At 63.4% G+C, this 13,633-nt stretch carries 17 protein-coding genes; 16 read left to right on the top strand and 1 reads right to left on the bottom strand.

Annotated elements, in window-relative coordinates; translation table 11 throughout:
* Window positions 1-114: 114 nt before the first annotated feature.
* Complete coding sequence (locus L6D89_RS18100) at window positions 115-957, bottom strand: LexA family transcriptional regulator (RefSeq protein WP_236200729.1); 843 nt, start codon at window positions 955-957, stop codon at window positions 115-117.
* Window positions 958-968: 11 nt separating this feature from the next.
* Between L6D89_RS18100 and L6D89_RS18095 the strand changes: the two genes are divergently transcribed.
* From L6D89_RS18095 to L6D89_RS18020, 16 genes are all read left to right on the top strand, one after another.
* Window positions 969-1,208: a YdaS family helix-turn-helix protein gene (locus tag L6D89_RS18095; RefSeq protein ID WP_236200728.1), complete on the top strand. Its 240-nt coding sequence runs from the start codon at window positions 969-971 to the stop codon at window positions 1,206-1,208.
* 304 nt (window positions 1,209-1,512) lie between these two features.
* Window positions 1,513-2,049 carry a phage regulatory CII family protein gene (locus L6D89_RS18090; RefSeq protein ID WP_236200727.1) on the top strand — a complete coding sequence of 179 codons (537 nt, stop codon included), beginning with the start codon at window positions 1,513-1,515 and terminating at the stop codon, window positions 2,047-2,049.
* Entirely contained in the window at window positions 2,042-2,257 is a 216-nt protein-coding gene (locus L6D89_RS18085; RefSeq protein WP_236200726.1) for a TraR/DksA C4-type zinc finger protein, read from the top strand. The genes L6D89_RS18090 and L6D89_RS18085 overlap by 8 nt, the downstream gene beginning before the upstream one ends.
* Window positions 2,250-4,472, top strand: coding sequence for a VapE domain-containing protein (locus L6D89_RS18080; protein ID WP_236200725.1), 2,223 nt, complete (start codon window positions 2,250-2,252; stop codon window positions 4,470-4,472). Before L6D89_RS18085 ends, L6D89_RS18080 begins: the two co-directional genes overlap by 8 nt.
* Window positions 4,469-4,837 carry a PA0613 family protein gene (locus L6D89_RS18075; RefSeq protein WP_236200724.1) on the top strand — a complete coding sequence of 123 codons (369 nt, stop codon included), beginning with the start codon at window positions 4,469-4,471 and terminating at the stop codon, window positions 4,835-4,837. Before L6D89_RS18080 ends, L6D89_RS18075 begins: the two co-directional genes overlap by 4 nt.
* A 490-nt stretch (window positions 4,838-5,327) precedes the next feature.
* A complete protein-coding gene (locus L6D89_RS18070) occupies window positions 5,328-5,675 on the top strand; it encodes a phage holin family protein (RefSeq protein WP_151189570.1) in 348 nt (115 codons plus the stop codon).
* Between the two features lie 88 nt (window positions 5,676-5,763).
* Window positions 5,764-6,024, top strand: coding sequence for an HNH endonuclease (locus tag L6D89_RS18065; protein WP_236200723.1), 261 nt, complete (start codon window positions 5,764-5,766; stop codon window positions 6,022-6,024).
* Window positions 6,025-6,210: 186 nt separating this feature from the next.
* Window positions 6,211-6,735 carry a P27 family phage terminase small subunit gene (locus tag L6D89_RS18060; protein ID WP_236200722.1) on the top strand — a complete coding sequence of 175 codons (525 nt, stop codon included), beginning with the start codon at window positions 6,211-6,213 and terminating at the stop codon, window positions 6,733-6,735.
* A complete protein-coding gene (locus tag L6D89_RS18055) occupies window positions 6,698-8,515 on the top strand; it encodes a terminase large subunit (protein ID WP_236200721.1) in 1,818 nt (605 codons plus the stop codon). Before L6D89_RS18060 ends, L6D89_RS18055 begins: the two co-directional genes overlap by 38 nt.
* Complete coding sequence (locus L6D89_RS18050; protein WP_236200720.1) at window positions 8,512-8,691, top strand: hypothetical protein; 180 nt, start codon at window positions 8,512-8,514, stop codon at window positions 8,689-8,691. Before L6D89_RS18055 ends, L6D89_RS18050 begins: the two co-directional genes overlap by 4 nt.
* A 2-nt stretch (window positions 8,692-8,693) precedes the next feature.
* Window positions 8,694-9,968: a phage portal protein gene (locus L6D89_RS18045; protein WP_236200719.1), complete on the top strand. Its 1,275-nt coding sequence runs from the start codon at window positions 8,694-8,696 to the stop codon at window positions 9,966-9,968.
* Entirely contained in the window at window positions 9,965-10,918 is a 954-nt protein-coding gene (locus L6D89_RS18040; protein ID WP_236200718.1) for a S49 family peptidase, read from the top strand. The genes L6D89_RS18045 and L6D89_RS18040 overlap by 4 nt, the downstream gene beginning before the upstream one ends.
* 61 nt (window positions 10,919-10,979) lie before the next feature.
* Complete coding sequence (locus tag L6D89_RS18035) at window positions 10,980-12,293, top strand: phage major capsid protein (RefSeq protein ID WP_236200717.1); 1,314 nt, start codon at window positions 10,980-10,982, stop codon at window positions 12,291-12,293.
* A 56-nt stretch (window positions 12,294-12,349) separates the two neighbouring features.
* Complete coding sequence (locus L6D89_RS18030; protein WP_236200716.1) at window positions 12,350-12,631, top strand: hypothetical protein; 282 nt, start codon at window positions 12,350-12,352, stop codon at window positions 12,629-12,631.
* A gap of 2 nt (window positions 12,632-12,633) precedes the next feature.
* On the top strand, window positions 12,634-13,185 hold the full coding sequence (locus L6D89_RS18025; RefSeq protein WP_236200715.1) for a hypothetical protein: 552 nt from the start codon (window positions 12,634-12,636) through the stop codon (window positions 13,183-13,185).
* A gap of 1 nt (window position 13,186) precedes the next feature.
* On the top strand, window positions 13,187-13,516 hold the full coding sequence (locus L6D89_RS18020; RefSeq protein WP_236200714.1) for a phage head closure protein: 330 nt from the start codon (window positions 13,187-13,189) through the stop codon (window positions 13,514-13,516).
* Window positions 13,517-13,633 lie beyond the last annotated feature (117 nt).

The raw sequence follows: 13,633 nt of genomic DNA, 5'->3' as shown, positions 1-13,633 counted from the left end.
CGTTCGGGAGAACGTGAACGGTTGCGGAAATGGACATGATTGCCTCGCTCTGTGGTGGAGAGTCGAGGCAATCAAACAATATGTTTGGTGTTTAGGTCAACACATTTTGTTTGGTTAGATGAGCGGTCCCGATTTCATCGGTCGGATCGTGGACCACCAGAAGACTCGCCCGAGCACGACAATCCGTTGCTCCAGGATCTTCTCGATCGAGAAATCCTCGGGCGGAAATTCTGATGAGTTGTAGCTGTGCATCCGCAGGCCGTGGCCCGGAAGGCGCTCAAGGATCTTCACGCGCAGCAGTCCATCATGGTCGAGCGCGTAGATCTCGCCGTCGACAATCTGCGTCATTCCTTTATCGATCCCCAGGGTTGCGCCATGAAGGATTAGGGGATGATTGCTGTGGCCCGAGTTTGTCGCGAAGAACGCGTTGTCGGGCAGCACGCCGCACTCTCGGAGCGTGGCGTAGGAGAAGCGCAGCTTTCGACCTGGTACCTCCTGAACGGCAGTCCGGCCATTCCCGGATGCCAGCTCGACTTCCTTGTACAAGGGCAATGCAACCTCGTCGTCATCAAGTGGGGTGTCGCTGTCCCACGGGTGAAGCGGCTCCAGTGTGTAACTGGCTCGCTCCTCTGCAAAAGCAGGGGTTGTGGGCTTTCCGTGCATGTTGCCGTGCCCAGATTCCAACCACTCCCGTGACACTCCAAGGGCTAAAGCCACGGCGGATAATCGCGCTGATGGCACGCCTCTCGACTTCCAATTGGTGATGTTTTGTTCGTTGTCGATGCCGAGGCGGCGAGCGAGTTCGGCCCCCTTCATCTCGGCCTGTTCGAGGGCCAGGGCGAAGCGCTCGGCATTGTTTGATTTCGGGCGTGTAGTCATAAACAAAATGTTAATGCCCTTGTGCAAGCTTGGTAATACACGTATTGTTTGGTTTGTCGTTTGGTTCTGTTTGATCAAGGGTTGATGCCATGACTGAAGAACAAAAGCCGCTGGAGGCCCTTTTAAAGGCCATCGAGGCAGCCGGCTCCCCCACCGAGCTGGCTCGCGCCGCGGGTGTTACACCTCAGAACATTTTCAACTGGAAGCGTCGGGGGATCCCGCCGGAGAAAGTGCCCGTGGTAGTGCGGGCATGCGGTGGCGTGGTTCAGGGGTATGAGTTGCGACCAGACCTGCCTGATCTGTTCCCCGCTCCGAGCAAGGCCGCTTAACGCCCTCGTCACCACCGAGGGTGGGGTAGCGGGCCGGCTGGCGGGAGCACACCAAATACCCACCACCAAGCCGGTCCCGCTCCCCGAACCAAGGCACGGATGCCTTGGGTTGCCAGCCTCTCCACCACAGAGCAGCTGGCTGTACGGCAAGGCGGGTGACGGATCACCTGCCTTGCCATTGGGGCGCGGATGGCCTTTCCACCACAGAGCAGCCATCCGCTACGTGACCACCTGACGATGACCACGCCGCAACTCTATCAAGGGCTGTTGGCACGGTCACGGGCAGACTTTGGGGATTAATGCCATGAGCCGTGTAGCTCTGAGTTGCACCGAACGCGCAAAGCGCGAAATTCTTCCGCTCAACCTCGCTCTCTACCATGCCAGCCGGGACTACCCAGGCGGCGCCAAAGCTATCGCGGCGATCTTCGGTCGCAACGAAACCACTCTGCAGCACAAGCTCAGCCCGACTCACTCCAACAGCCACATGAACCCGCAGGACATCGAGGAGGTCACCACGGCCACCCGCGACCCGCGCATCGTGGATTCGCTGATCGAGGCCTACGGCGACGCAGCCTGGGTAGATCTTCGGGGTGTAGTGGAGGAGATCCAGCGGGAGTCCAAGGAGGATCTGGACTCCGCCGCGGCGATCCTCAAGGCGATCAGCGAGACGCTGCAGCGCCAATCGACACTCACGCAGACCATCGCCGAAGACTTGGCGAACGACGGACGTATCGACCGGCGGGAGCTGGCACAGCAGAAGCTCCTGCTTCGCCGTGTGCAGGGTGCGCTGCTCGCCTTGGAGATGTTGCTGGAGCGTGAGGCGGAGGTGTCCCTTGGCTGATATCGCTGATCGCGCCAATGACCTGGTGCTGGAGTCCATGGATTCACTGCTGGCGGCGCGTCAGCCTGCCTTCGTTGGCCACTCGCTGAGCGAGTGCCTGGACTGCGGCGACGAGATTCCGCCCGCCCGCCAGATTGCGGCACCTGGTTGCACTCTGTGCACCTTCTGCCAGTCGATCACCGAGAAGCGGGGGCTTGCCAATGGCTGAGCAGGGGCTGGGCGAGGTTCTGGCGCAGCTGCAGGACTACGGCCTGGAGCCGTTCAGCAAGCGGCGCCCTGATTGGGTTTTCGGCAAGCTGACCCGCTGCAAGTCCTCCGGGGACAGCATGGGGGAGGAGACGGGCTGGTATGTGCTGCACCCGTACACCACTGAGAAGGGGGTGACGCTGTACTTCGGGGCTTATGGCGATTGGCGCTCGGGCGAATCGCAGAAGCTCAAGATCAAGGGAACGAAGCTCACCAGTGAGGAGCGCGAGCTGATGCGCGCCCGCCAGGAGGATGCCAAGCGCCGCGCTGCCGAGCGTGCCGAGAAGGCCGCCCGGCTGGCTGCTCGGCGTGCATCCGCAATGTGGGAGAAACTGCCCGATAAGGGGCGCAGCCCCTACCTGGACCGCAAGCAGATCGTCGGCATCAATGTCCGCTATGGTCGGGGCGGCCGGCTGCTGGTTCCGATGAAGACGGTGAAGGGGGTTGTCGGCCTGCAGGTGATCCACCCCGAGCGGCAGCCTGACACCGGGCGTGATAAGCAGTATTGGCCCTTCGGCATGCAGAAGGAGGGCGCGTACTGCCTGATCGGCCCCATCCCTGACCCTGGTGCGCCGATCCTGATCGCGGAGGGGTATGCGACTGGCGTCAGCCTGCACATGGCCACATCGCTTACGGTTTGTGTGGCCTTCGACGCGGGCAACTTGCTCCCGGCCGGTAAGGCGATGCGCGACGAGTATCCCGGACGTCCGTTGATCTTCTGCGCCGACGACGATTGGAAGACGACCAAGGCCGACAAGGTGACGCCGTGGAATCCCGGCGTTGAGAAGGCCAACAACGCGGCGGTGATTCTCGGCGGCCTGCACGTTGTCCCTGTGTTTGCTGGTGAGCGCGAGGAGAAGTGGACCGACTGGAACGACCTGCATCTGTCCGAGGGATTGGACGCCGTGCGGCGCCAGGTGATGGCGGTGGTCCGACCGGCCGCCGATGAGGGGTGGCGCACGCTGTTGTATCGCACGCAGAGCGGTGGCCTGTCGGGGCACATGATCAACGTGAGCCTGATCCTCGGCAACGATGAGTGCTGGAAGGGCGTGCTCGGCTTCGACCAATTCAGCAGTAAGACGGTGAAGCTCAAGACACCGCCCTACGGCGGCGAGCCGGGGGAGTGGACAGACCTTGACGACATGCTGACGACCGAATGGCTCGCGCAGTACTACAACTTGTTGGCCAAGTCCGGGACCGTGCTGGAGGGCGTCAGCGTCACGGCCAGCAAGAACACCTTCCATCCGGTGCGCCGGTATCTCAACGGGCTGGAGTGGGATGGTGTGCCGCGTCTGGAGAGCTGGCTGCACCAGGTGCTCGGTGTGCCGTTGTCGCCCTACAGCTCCAAGGTGGCCAAGCGCTGGATGATCGGGGGCGTTGCTCGGGTCATGAAGCCCGGCGCCAAGGTCGACAGCGTGATGATTCTGGAGGGCCTGCAGGGCGTGGGTAAATCCACGGCGCTCTCGGTGTTGGGCGGGGAGTGGTTCATGGACACGCCATTCACCCTCGGCGATAAGGAGGCCTTCCAGATGATCCGGGGTAAGTGGATCGTCGAGTTGGGTGAGCTGGATGCCTTCAACAAGGCTGACTCGACCAAGGCCAAGCAGTTCTTCTCCGCTTCGGTGGATACCTTCCGTGAGAGCTACGGCCGCCGCACGGCGGATGTGCCGCGCCAGTGCGTGTTCGCCGGTACCACCAACCAGGAGGAGTACCTGAAGGACACCACGGGCAACCGCAGATACTGGCCCGTGCTGTGTACCAAGGTGGACCTCGACCTACTACGCGAGATCCGCGACCAGCTGTGGGCTGAGGCGGTGTTCTGCTACAAGGCGGGCGATATCTGGTGGGTGGCGCGAGAGGAGAAGGATCTGTTCGAGGAGGAGCAGGACGCGCGTTACACCGTCGATGCCTGGGAGTACAAGATTCTGCCGTGGCTGGAGGACTACGTAGGCGAGACCGTAACCAGTGACAAGATCCTCGGAGAGGCTTTGAACCTCGACTATGGGCACTGGGGTAAGCCAGAGCAGATGCGCGTGGGACACATCATGCATCGCCTCGGGTGGCGACGGAAACGCCTCAGCTCATCGGGGAAGTCCACTGTGCGACCTTGGGGGTACGAACGCCCACAGTCTTGGCGCCGTGGCGCGCAGCCTGTCCAAAAGGAGGCCGCATTTTGATCAAGGCCGTTGATGAGATGCTGAAGGTATGGGCGGCGGAACTTCACCCGCCGGAGAATACAAACATTGAAGTTGGTGGCGGCGGGAGTATGATCGCTACCCTGATGGCAACTAAAGGCGAGTTGATTCGAACCACTCGAAGTTCAACTTGCCATTGGGATCTTACGGCGGACATCGAGCTTATTGTGAATAAGCACCTGCCGCCGGATATGGAGCACCTGGTGCGCGTTCATTACACCGACTACGACAGCCCCGACTCCATGAAGTGGGAGTCTTGCCGCTGTAGCCGTCCGCAGTACTACCGTAGGCTGAATGTCCTTCATGCTGCCATTGCCGAGCTGCTGCTTGGCCGGCGGGCCGCCTGATCGGCCTGCTGCTCCATCGCCAGGCGCCATCCCGCGCGCCTGGCACTTCCTTCCTTGCGCTGTCCCACCGTCCCACTAAATCCTCTATGTAATGTGTGCGAGCATGAGCGCGCACGCGTTCGCGCTCGCGCGCACGCTTTCTTTTTATTCTTTAATTCGCGCACACATATATAGTAAAAAGGTGGGACAAGTGGGACAGAGCCGGAGGCTCTGTAATGCCGTAGTAAGATATTTCCGTTTCTCGCCGATACATTCCCAGTGCGAACTCCACATATTTCCGCGTGGCATTAAGTTGCGCTTGCTGCCATGAGAGAACGCCTGTAAAAAGTCCGCATGCTAGTTGAAGTGCGTGAGGGAATTGCCACTTCGACACCAACCAGAAACCCGGCCATCGCGCCGGGTTTCGCGTTTCTGGCGCCTGGGTTCCCCGCCCTGGTCATGGCGCCGGTTCTGCCCTCGTACTCGGGGGCGTCTTCTTCGAGGAGCTGTCATGCCATCCGAACAGCAAGCCCTGGCTGAGATGCCGCTGTGGGTTGTGATCCTGCTCGCCATAGCTGGCGGCGTCAGTGGTGAACTCTGGCGCGCCGACAAGGCGGGCCTGAGTGGTCGCGCCATCGTTCGCCGCCTGGTGCTGCGTTCCGGCGCCTCGGTGGTCTGCGGCGTTGCGGTGCTGTTTCTCGCTCTGGCACTCGGTGCTCCGCTGATGCTGGCCTCGGCCATCGGCAGCCTGACCGCTGCTGCCGGCGCCGAGGTCGCGGTTGGGTTGTACGAGCGATGGGCAGCCAAGCGCATTGGTGTCTGTGATGTGCCCGGCGATGACTCGGTCCGCGGCTCCTGAGCGTCGGGGCACCAGCGCCAGTCGTGGTTACGGTCACCGCTGGCGGCTGGCTCGGGCGGATCACCTGCGCCGCCATCCCTGGTGCTCGATGTGCAGCACTGACCATCGGCCCGTCGCGGCGGTGGTAGTCGACCACAAGGAAGCGCCGAAGCTCGGCGAAGCGAAGGCGAGCGGCGACCGTGATCGGATCGCCAATGCCTGGAGGTTGTTCTGGGATCGGGACAACTGGCAGTCGCTGTGCAAGTTCTGCCACGACTCGACCAAGCAGCGGCTTGAGCGCTCGGGTCGGCTGGCAGGCTGCTCGACGGATGGCCGACCGCTCGACCCTCGCCACCACTGGAACCGCTGAACGCGGCCAGGGGAGGGGGGGTGAAAAACTTCTGAGCGCGCCATGACTAGACCGCCACTCGCCCTCTCCTCGCAACGCCGGGAAAAATGAGGGGGGTGGGGGTCTGATTTTGTACAACATTTAGCCAGTTTCTGCCAGTCCGAAAGCCAGTAATGACGCGGGCTGCAGCGATTTCTGGAGGTGCCCATGGCTGGGAATGCCAACTCGGGTCGACCGCCGCTTCCGGCAACGGTGCACATGCTGCGCGGCGACCCCAGCAAGAAGGGGATGGCTGCGCTGATGTCGGCTGCGCAGGCCCCTGTGGTGCCCGTGGAGGCGCCGCCCAAACCGGACTTCCTGTCCGAGGAAGCGTCGCAGGAATGGGACCGCGTAAGCGCTGCGCTGGTCGCGCTGGGCTGGGTGAGCACGCTCGACATGATGGCGCTCGCCTCCTACTGCGAGGCGGTCGCGGACTGGGTTCGGTTCCGCCGCAAGATCGCCGAGCTGAGCAAGGTCGGTGACAGCGGGGACGTGCAGACCTACGAGAGCGGCGCGAAGCAAATCAGCGTGTGGCGACAACTGGCGAACGACGCAGAGCGCCGCGCGAACCAGGCTGGTGCGCTGTTTGGATTCTCTCCGGTCGCCCGGCGCGCCATGAAGGCGCTGGCCGGCCCGCAAGGTGAGCTGTTCGCCAATGAACAACGAGACGCTGCTGAGCGATATTTCAGCTGAGTGCAGGGTCAAGGCCTTCGCTGTCGACGTGCTCGAACGCCGGATCGTCGCCGGCCCCGATGTCCGCAACGCCTGTCGACGCCACCTGCGCGACCTCGAAAGCGGTGCGCTGCGCGGCCTGGTCTGGCGCCAGGACATGGCCGACCGCGCGATCGGGTTCTTTGAAGACGTGCTGTGCCTGAACGGCGGCGATTACGAAGGGCTGCCATTCCGGCTGGCGCCGTGGCAGGCGTTCGTTGTCGGAAGCCTGTTCGGGTGGTACGGGACTGATGGCTATCGCCGATTCCGCACCGCCTACATCGAGACCGGGAAAGGATCTGGCAAGTCGCCGCTGGTAGCTGGCATCGGCCTGTATGGCTTGGTGGCGGATGGCGAGCAGCGCGCAGAGATCTACGCCGCCGCGACCAAGCGGGACCAGGCGCAGATCCTATTCCGCGACGCCGTGTCGATGGTCGACATGTCGCGCTCGCTGTCCAGCCGCCTGGAGCAGTCCGGCCGCAACGAGAAGGTCTGGAACCTCTACTACGCGAGCACGGCCAGTTTCTTCCGGCCTATCAGCTCCGATGAGGGGCAGTCCGGCCCCCGCCCTCACATGGGCATTCTGGACGAGGTACACGAGCACAAGACGCCGTCGGCAGTGAACATGATGCGTGCCGGCACCAAGTCCCGCCGCAACGCGCTGATCCTGATGATCACCAACAGCGGATCGGACAAGAACAGCGTCTGCGGCCAGTACCACGACTTGGCGAAGCGGGTCTGTGCGGGGCAGGAGGACAACGACACCTTGTTCGGTTTCGTCTGCTCGTTGGATGAGGGCGACGACCCGTTCAAGGACGAGACCTGCTGGCCGAAGGTGAACCCTTCACTGGATTTCGTCGTTGAGGGTCAGACGGACGGAATCCCCGGCCGGAAGTACCTGCGCGAACAGGTACAGGAAGCACGCGGCCTGCCGGCGAAAGAGTCGGTCGTGCGGCGCCTGAACTTCTGCGAATGGACGCAGGCGGATTCCCCGTGGATCAGCTGGGACGTCTGGAGCCAGGCAGAGGAGCGCGTGCCAATGCGGGTGCTGCGTGATCGCCCGGCGGTGGCCGGGCTGGACCTCTCCAGTACGACCGACTTGACCTCGTTCGTCATCAAGTTCTACCCGGTGGCCTGGGACCCGCACTGGCGGATCCTGCCGTACTTCTGGATCCCCGACTTCCAGCTGGAAGAAAGGGAGCGCCGCGACCGAGTGCCATACAGCGCCTGGATCCGCGACCGGTACCTGGAGACCACGCCGGGCCGGGCCATCAGCAAGCTGCATGTGCTCCGGCGCCTGCAGACGATCTGTGACTACTTCCAGATTCAGAAGATCGGTTACGACCGTTGGCGGATCGAGGACCTGCTGCAGCTGATGAGCGAACACGGCATCACGCTGCCCGAGCTGGTGCCCTTCGGCCAGGGCTTCAAGGACATGGGGCCGGCTGTCGATGAGTTCGAGCGCCGCCTACTGGGGTTGGCGCCACCGACGGATGACGGCGAGGGCTCAGGGGACGAGCTGGAGCTGGTGGCACTGGAGCCGGTGGAGGTGGAAACACTCCGCCACGACGGCAACCCGGTGCTGACCTGGAACGCCGGCAACGCAGTGGTCGTCAGCGACCCAGCCGGCAACCGCAAGGTCGACAAGGCAAAGGCGATCGGCCGCATCGACGGCGTGGTCGCTGCAGTCATCGCAACGGGCATCAGTGGCCAGGCCACCGAGTCCGGATCTTCCATCTACGACGAGGGTGTAGGGATATGAAGCTGGTCATTCTGGCCTGGCTGGCCGGCCTGCTGGGCTTCGCGCTGCTCGTCACCGGCGTGGCGCTGATCTACCGGCCGGCAGCATTCATCGTTGCTGGCATCTGCCTGGTGGCTTGGGCGCACCTGGCTGATCGGGCATCTGCCGTGCAGCGGGCACAAGGGAAGGGGGGCTGAGCATGTTCTTCTCCAGCCTACTTGGCGGGGGCAAGGGCAACCTGGTGGAAGCTGAAAGCAGCTTCTGGCAGGGGATGCTCGGGCGCCGCTCCAACAGCAGCGGGGTAGTGGTGACGCCGGAAACGGCGCTGGCACTTCCCATCATTCAGAACTGCGTCACCCTGCTGGCAGAGAGCATCGGCCAGTTGCCGCTTGAACTGTACCGCCGCAAGGACAAGGGGCAGCGCGAGCCGGCCACCAACCACCCGCTCTACGACGTGCTGCGCTTCCAGCCAAATGGGTTCCAAACGCCCTACGAGCTGCGGGAGTGCGAGCAGATGTCGGTGGGCCTGCGTGGCAATTCCTACACCCTGGTGGAGCGCCGGGGAGACGGCAACGTGTCGGCGCTTTGGCCCCTGACCTACGAAAAGGTTGTGGTCTACAAGGGGGCCGATCTGCTGCCCTACTACCAGGTGGGCAACTATGCAGAGCGCCTGCCCATGCGCATGGTGCACCACGTTCGCTGGCACAGCCTGAACCACTACACCGGGTTGTCGCCGATCGAGCTGCATGCCGAGGCGGTGGGCTTGGCGCAAGCGGTGCGGCAGTACACCGGCAAGTCTTTCGCCAATGGCGTGTCGGTGTCAGGTGTGATTGAGCGGCCGAAGGAGTCGCCTGCGATCAAGGATCAGGCGAGCATCGATCGCATCACCGACCGTTGGGCTGAGAAGTACAGCGGTATCGACAACGCTCACAAGGTCGCGTTGCTGCAGGAAGGGATGACCTTCCGGCCGCTGTCGATGACCAACGTCGACGCCGAAGTGGTCAACCTCCTGAAGCTGTCAGGAGCCGATGCTGCGCGGATCTACAAGATTCCGCTGCCGCTGGTGAACGACCTGGACAAGGCGAACTACAACACGACCGAGCAGCTGATGATCTGGTTCGTGGTGTTCGGCCTGATGCCATGGGTCAAGCGGCACGAAGAAACGATGATGCGCGACTACCTGCTGCCGGCAGATCGTCGCGAGTACTTCATCGAGTTCAACCTGTCCGGCTTGCTGCGCGGTGACCAGAAGAGCCGGTACGAGGCCTACGCCATCGGCCGCCAGTGGGGGTGGTTGTCGGTCAACGACATCCGCCGCTTGGAAAACATGCCGCCTGTGGACGGAGGCGATGTGTACCTGCAGCCGCTGAACATGGTCGACGCCTCGAAGGGCATGCCTGACCTCAATAACCCCAACGTGCGCGCGCAGCTGGAGCTCCAGCAGCGCGAGATCGAGAGGATCCTGGCGCAATGAGACAGTACCTGCGAGCAGCCAACCTGCTATTCAATCAGCCGCTGCTGGTGACGCCCGACATGCTGGATCTCGGCGTGCGTTGGGCCAACCAGGCGATGAATCTCAACATCATCAATATCGGCCCGGCCGTCTCCGACAAGCTGTGGCACGACGACGATGACGACCGCTACAGCTCCCGGATGGAGCGAATGGAGGAGCAGCGCCGCGCGGCCATCGGCAAGACCGGGGTGGAAGTCATCCCGGTGCACGGCGTGTTGGTGAGCCGTGGCAGCCACCTGAACGCCTGCGAGACGATGACCAGCTACGAGGATCTGCGTGCCCAGCTCAAGCTGGCGGTAGCGGATCCTCTGGTGGAGCGCGTCGTGCTGGACATCGACAGCCCCGGCGGCGCGGCCGTCGGCGCCTTCGAGCTGGCCGCCGACATCCGCGCGATGGGCCAGATCAAGCCGATCACCGGCCTGGTCAACTTCATGGCCTACTCCGGCGGCTACCTGATCGGGAGCGCCTGCAGCGAGTTGGTGGTGAGCCAGACCAGCGGCGTCGGTTCCATCGGTGTCATTGCCAGCCACATGGACCGCTCCGCCATGGAGGAGAAAGCGGGCGTCAAGGTGACCACTGTCTACCGGGGCGCCCACAAGAACGACCTGAGCCCACACGAGCCTCTGACGGACCAGTCCATGCAGGTGCTCGAAGCCATCGTGCAGGAGAGCTACGAGCTGTTCGTCAACGCCGTGGCCGAGTATCGCGGCCTCTCTCCGGCGCAGATCATGGCGACCGAGGCAGGCCTGTATCGCGGCAAGCAAGCGATAACCGCCGGTCTTGCCGACCGTCTGCAGAGTCCGCAGGACGCTGTCGATGAGATCTCGCGCGCCGTGGCCATGAGCCGGGCCGGTCGGTCGGGCGGTATCTCGGTGCGAGCTAAAGCCGCTGCCATCCAATCCAATCTCTGACCGCGTTCGCGGCAGTCAACCAGCCCGCCTTGTGCGGGTTTTTTTATGCCCAGGAGGCAACATGTCCCTTGTTCTTCAAATGCGTAGCGAACGCGCCAAGCTGAACGACCAGCTCCAGGCGCTGGCAAGAATCGAAGCCGAAGGTGGCAGCCTGACCGCCGAGCAGATGGCTGAGTTCGGCAGTCTGGAAAGCCAGATCATCGCCCTGACCGACAAGATCGGCCGCGCCGAGACCGCCGAACGCGCGGCCGCGGCCGCGGCGGCTCCGGTCGATGAAGGTGCGCGCGGCATCACCGGTCCGCCGGAAAGCCGCGTAGAAGGCCCGTACGGAAAGCCCGTGGCCGGGGCCAAAGTCGCACAGATGGTTCGCCTGCTGGCTGCCACCCAGGGCAACCAGAGCGAGGCGGCTAAGCTGGCCAAGGAAGGCGGTTACAGCAGCGACGTGCAGATGGCGCTCAGCACCGTGACCCCCGGCGCTGGCGGTGTCCTGGTGCCGGAAAACATGGCGACCGAGGTGATCGAGTCCCTGCGCCCCCGCTCCATTGTCCGCAAGATGGGCGTGCGTAGCGTGCCGCTCAACAACGGCAACCTGACCATGCCGCGAATCTCGGGCAACACCGTGGTGACCTACATCGGCACCGAGACTGACATCCCGGTCACCGGCATGACCTTCGACGACACCAAGCTGTCGGCGAAGAAGGCCGCAGCGATCGTGCCGGTTTCCAACGACCTGATCCGCATGTCGGGCGTCAACCCGCGTGTCGACCAGATCGTCGCGAACGACCTGACCGTCAGCATGGGGCTTTCCGAGGATCTGCACTTCATCCGCTCCGACGGCTCGGGCGTGCTGCCCAAGGGGCTGCGTTACTGGGCGATCCCGGCGAACGTCCTGCCGGCTCCCGTGGCACCGTCGCTGGAGCAGATCGATCTCTACCTGGGCGGCATGATGCTGCGGGTGGAAACGGCGTACATCGACATGACCGGCTGTGGCTGGCTGATGCACCCGCGCACCCTGCGCTGGCTGCAGGCGCTGCGCGATGGCAACGGCAACAAGGCATACCCGGAGATCGACGCCGGCATGCTCAAGGGCTACCCGGTCGGCCTCAGCACTCAGATTCCGGTCAACCTGGGCGCCGATGGCGACGAGTCGGAGATCTACTTCGTGAACTTCGGCGACGCGATGATCGGCGAGGACATGGACCTGGTCATCAACTTCTCCGCCGAAGCCTCCTACAAGGACGCCCAGGGCAACATGGTCAGCGCCTTCCAGCGTGACCAGACCCTGGTGCGGGTGATCGCCAAGCACGACTTCGGACCGCGTCACGTCGAGCTGGTTGTGGTGGGCACCGCCGTCAAGTGGGGCGCCGGCATGTGATTCGCGCCCCGTCCAGGTGGCGGGGATCCTTCTGACTTTCATCTGCAGGTGATGCGATGAGCAAGAATGTACCGGTGCGCTTCCTCAAGGCGTGGCGCACTTACTTCACGAACGACGTGGCGGGTTTCGACAAGGATCGCGCGGAGGAGCTGGTAGAGGGTGGCGTCGCTGAGTACGCCTCCGAAGCTGCACCTGCCGCACCGGGCGTGCGCAAAAGCAACCGGAAGCCTCAAGCTTTGACGCCTGCGCCGACCCCGCCTGCCGGTTCGCCGGAGTCGACGCAGTCCGCTGCGGAGGCCGGTGAAGGCAGCGACAGCGACGACGAAGAGAAGCCCTAACCGTGGCTCGGCGTGTCGCGTATAGCGGCGATGCGCCGATCACCTTGGAGGACGTGGCTCGCCAGTGTCGGGTCGAGGTCGAGGACCTGGAGCCCGAGCTGATCGAGCACGTCATCATTCCTGGTGTGGTCGCGCAAGCGGAAGGGCGGACTGGGGCGGCGATCCGGCCGGCCGAGTATTCGGAGGAGTGGCCGGAGCAGTATGCCTCCGGCCACGCGCTGGACGTCGGTCAGGCGACCGAGGTTCTGTCAGTGCATCGCATCGCTGCGGATGGCTCCGCTGCTGAGCTGGATGTGCCGCGATACCTGGAGCAGGGGCAGCGAGAAAGCTTTCTGCATTTCCCTGGTGGCCGACCCTCTGGAGTCCTCCGCATTCGGTACAAGGCCGGACTCGATCCGGAGGTATATCCGGGGCCTCGGTTGTGGCTGCTGATGAGTGCCGCCACGGCCTACGAGTTCAGGGAGACGATGGTGGCGGGAACAATCCTCGCCGAGCTGCCGTCGACTTTCCTCGACGCGCTACTGGCCGAAATCGAAGTGCCAGCGAGGTTCTGAAATGGCTAGAGCAGGAGCGTTCAGGCACCGCGCCTCGCTGCAGGAGCAGCAGAAGATCCCTGACGGTGGTGGTGGCTTCACCGAGCAATGGGTGGAGCTGCGCAGGGTTTGGGTAGAGATCACTCTGCCCAGCGGTCGGCTCGCTGACGTGGCTAGTCAGCTGCAGGCTGTGGTCACAGCGGAGATCCGTGTGCGCCCCCGAAGCGATCTGATTGCCGGGAGACGCTTGGTGCATGGTGGCGTCACCTACGTGATCGAGGCCGCGCTACCCGATAACAAGCGCAGCTTGCTTCGCCTGCTGTGCTCCAACGTAACTCCAACCCCGAGGTAACCCCGATGGTAATGCGAGCGACTGGGCGCTTGAGTGGCGCCGTACAGGCCGAGAAAGGCGACGACCTGAGCAAGCTGGAACCTGACGTGCTGGAACGGCTGAAGGCCAGGGGCTTGG

It is taken from the genome of Pseudomonas pseudonitroreducens (assembly GCF_021603645.1).
Lineage (GTDB): Bacteria > Pseudomonadota > Gammaproteobacteria > Pseudomonadales > Pseudomonadaceae > Pseudomonas > Pseudomonas pseudonitroreducens.
Note: the sequence above shows the minus strand (reverse complement) of the source record. Positions and strands in the feature narration are given on the sequence as shown.

What these genes read in the sequence shown, in the direction of transcription:
- L6D89_RS18095 (WP_236200728.1), top strand. Translation starts at nt 969, where the DNA reads ATGACTGAAGAACAAAAGCCGCTGGAGGCCCTTTTAAAGGCCATCGAG.
- L6D89_RS18090 (WP_236200727.1), top strand. Translation starts at nt 1,513, where the DNA reads ATGAGCCGTGTAGCTCTGAGTTGCACCGAACGCGCAAAGCGCGAAATT.
- L6D89_RS18080 (WP_236200725.1), top strand. Translation starts at nt 2,250, where the DNA reads ATGGCTGAGCAGGGGCTGGGCGAGGTTCTGGCGCAGCTGCAGGACTAC.
- L6D89_RS18070 (WP_151189570.1), top strand. Translation starts at nt 5,328, where the DNA reads ATGCCATCCGAACAGCAAGCCCTGGCTGAGATGCCGCTGTGGGTTGTG.
- L6D89_RS18065 (WP_236200723.1), top strand. Translation starts at nt 5,764, where the DNA reads ATGTGCAGCACTGACCATCGGCCCGTCGCGGCGGTGGTAGTCGACCAC.
- L6D89_RS18060 (WP_236200722.1), top strand. Translation starts at nt 6,211, where the DNA reads ATGGCTGGGAATGCCAACTCGGGTCGACCGCCGCTTCCGGCAACGGTG.
- L6D89_RS18055 (WP_236200721.1), top strand. Translation starts at nt 6,698, where the DNA reads ATGAACAACGAGACGCTGCTGAGCGATATTTCAGCTGAGTGCAGGGTC.
- L6D89_RS18050 (WP_236200720.1), top strand. Translation starts at nt 8,512, where the DNA reads ATGAAGCTGGTCATTCTGGCCTGGCTGGCCGGCCTGCTGGGCTTCGCG.
- L6D89_RS18045 (WP_236200719.1), top strand. Translation starts at nt 8,694, where the DNA reads ATGTTCTTCTCCAGCCTACTTGGCGGGGGCAAGGGCAACCTGGTGGAA.
- L6D89_RS18040 (WP_236200718.1), top strand. Translation starts at nt 9,965, where the DNA reads ATGAGACAGTACCTGCGAGCAGCCAACCTGCTATTCAATCAGCCGCTG.
- L6D89_RS18035 (WP_236200717.1), top strand. Translation starts at nt 10,980, where the DNA reads ATGTCCCTTGTTCTTCAAATGCGTAGCGAACGCGCCAAGCTGAACGAC.
- L6D89_RS18030 (WP_236200716.1), top strand. Translation starts at nt 12,350, where the DNA reads ATGAGCAAGAATGTACCGGTGCGCTTCCTCAAGGCGTGGCGCACTTAC.
- L6D89_RS18020 (WP_236200714.1), top strand. Translation starts at nt 13,187, where the DNA reads ATGGCTAGAGCAGGAGCGTTCAGGCACCGCGCCTCGCTGCAGGAGCAG.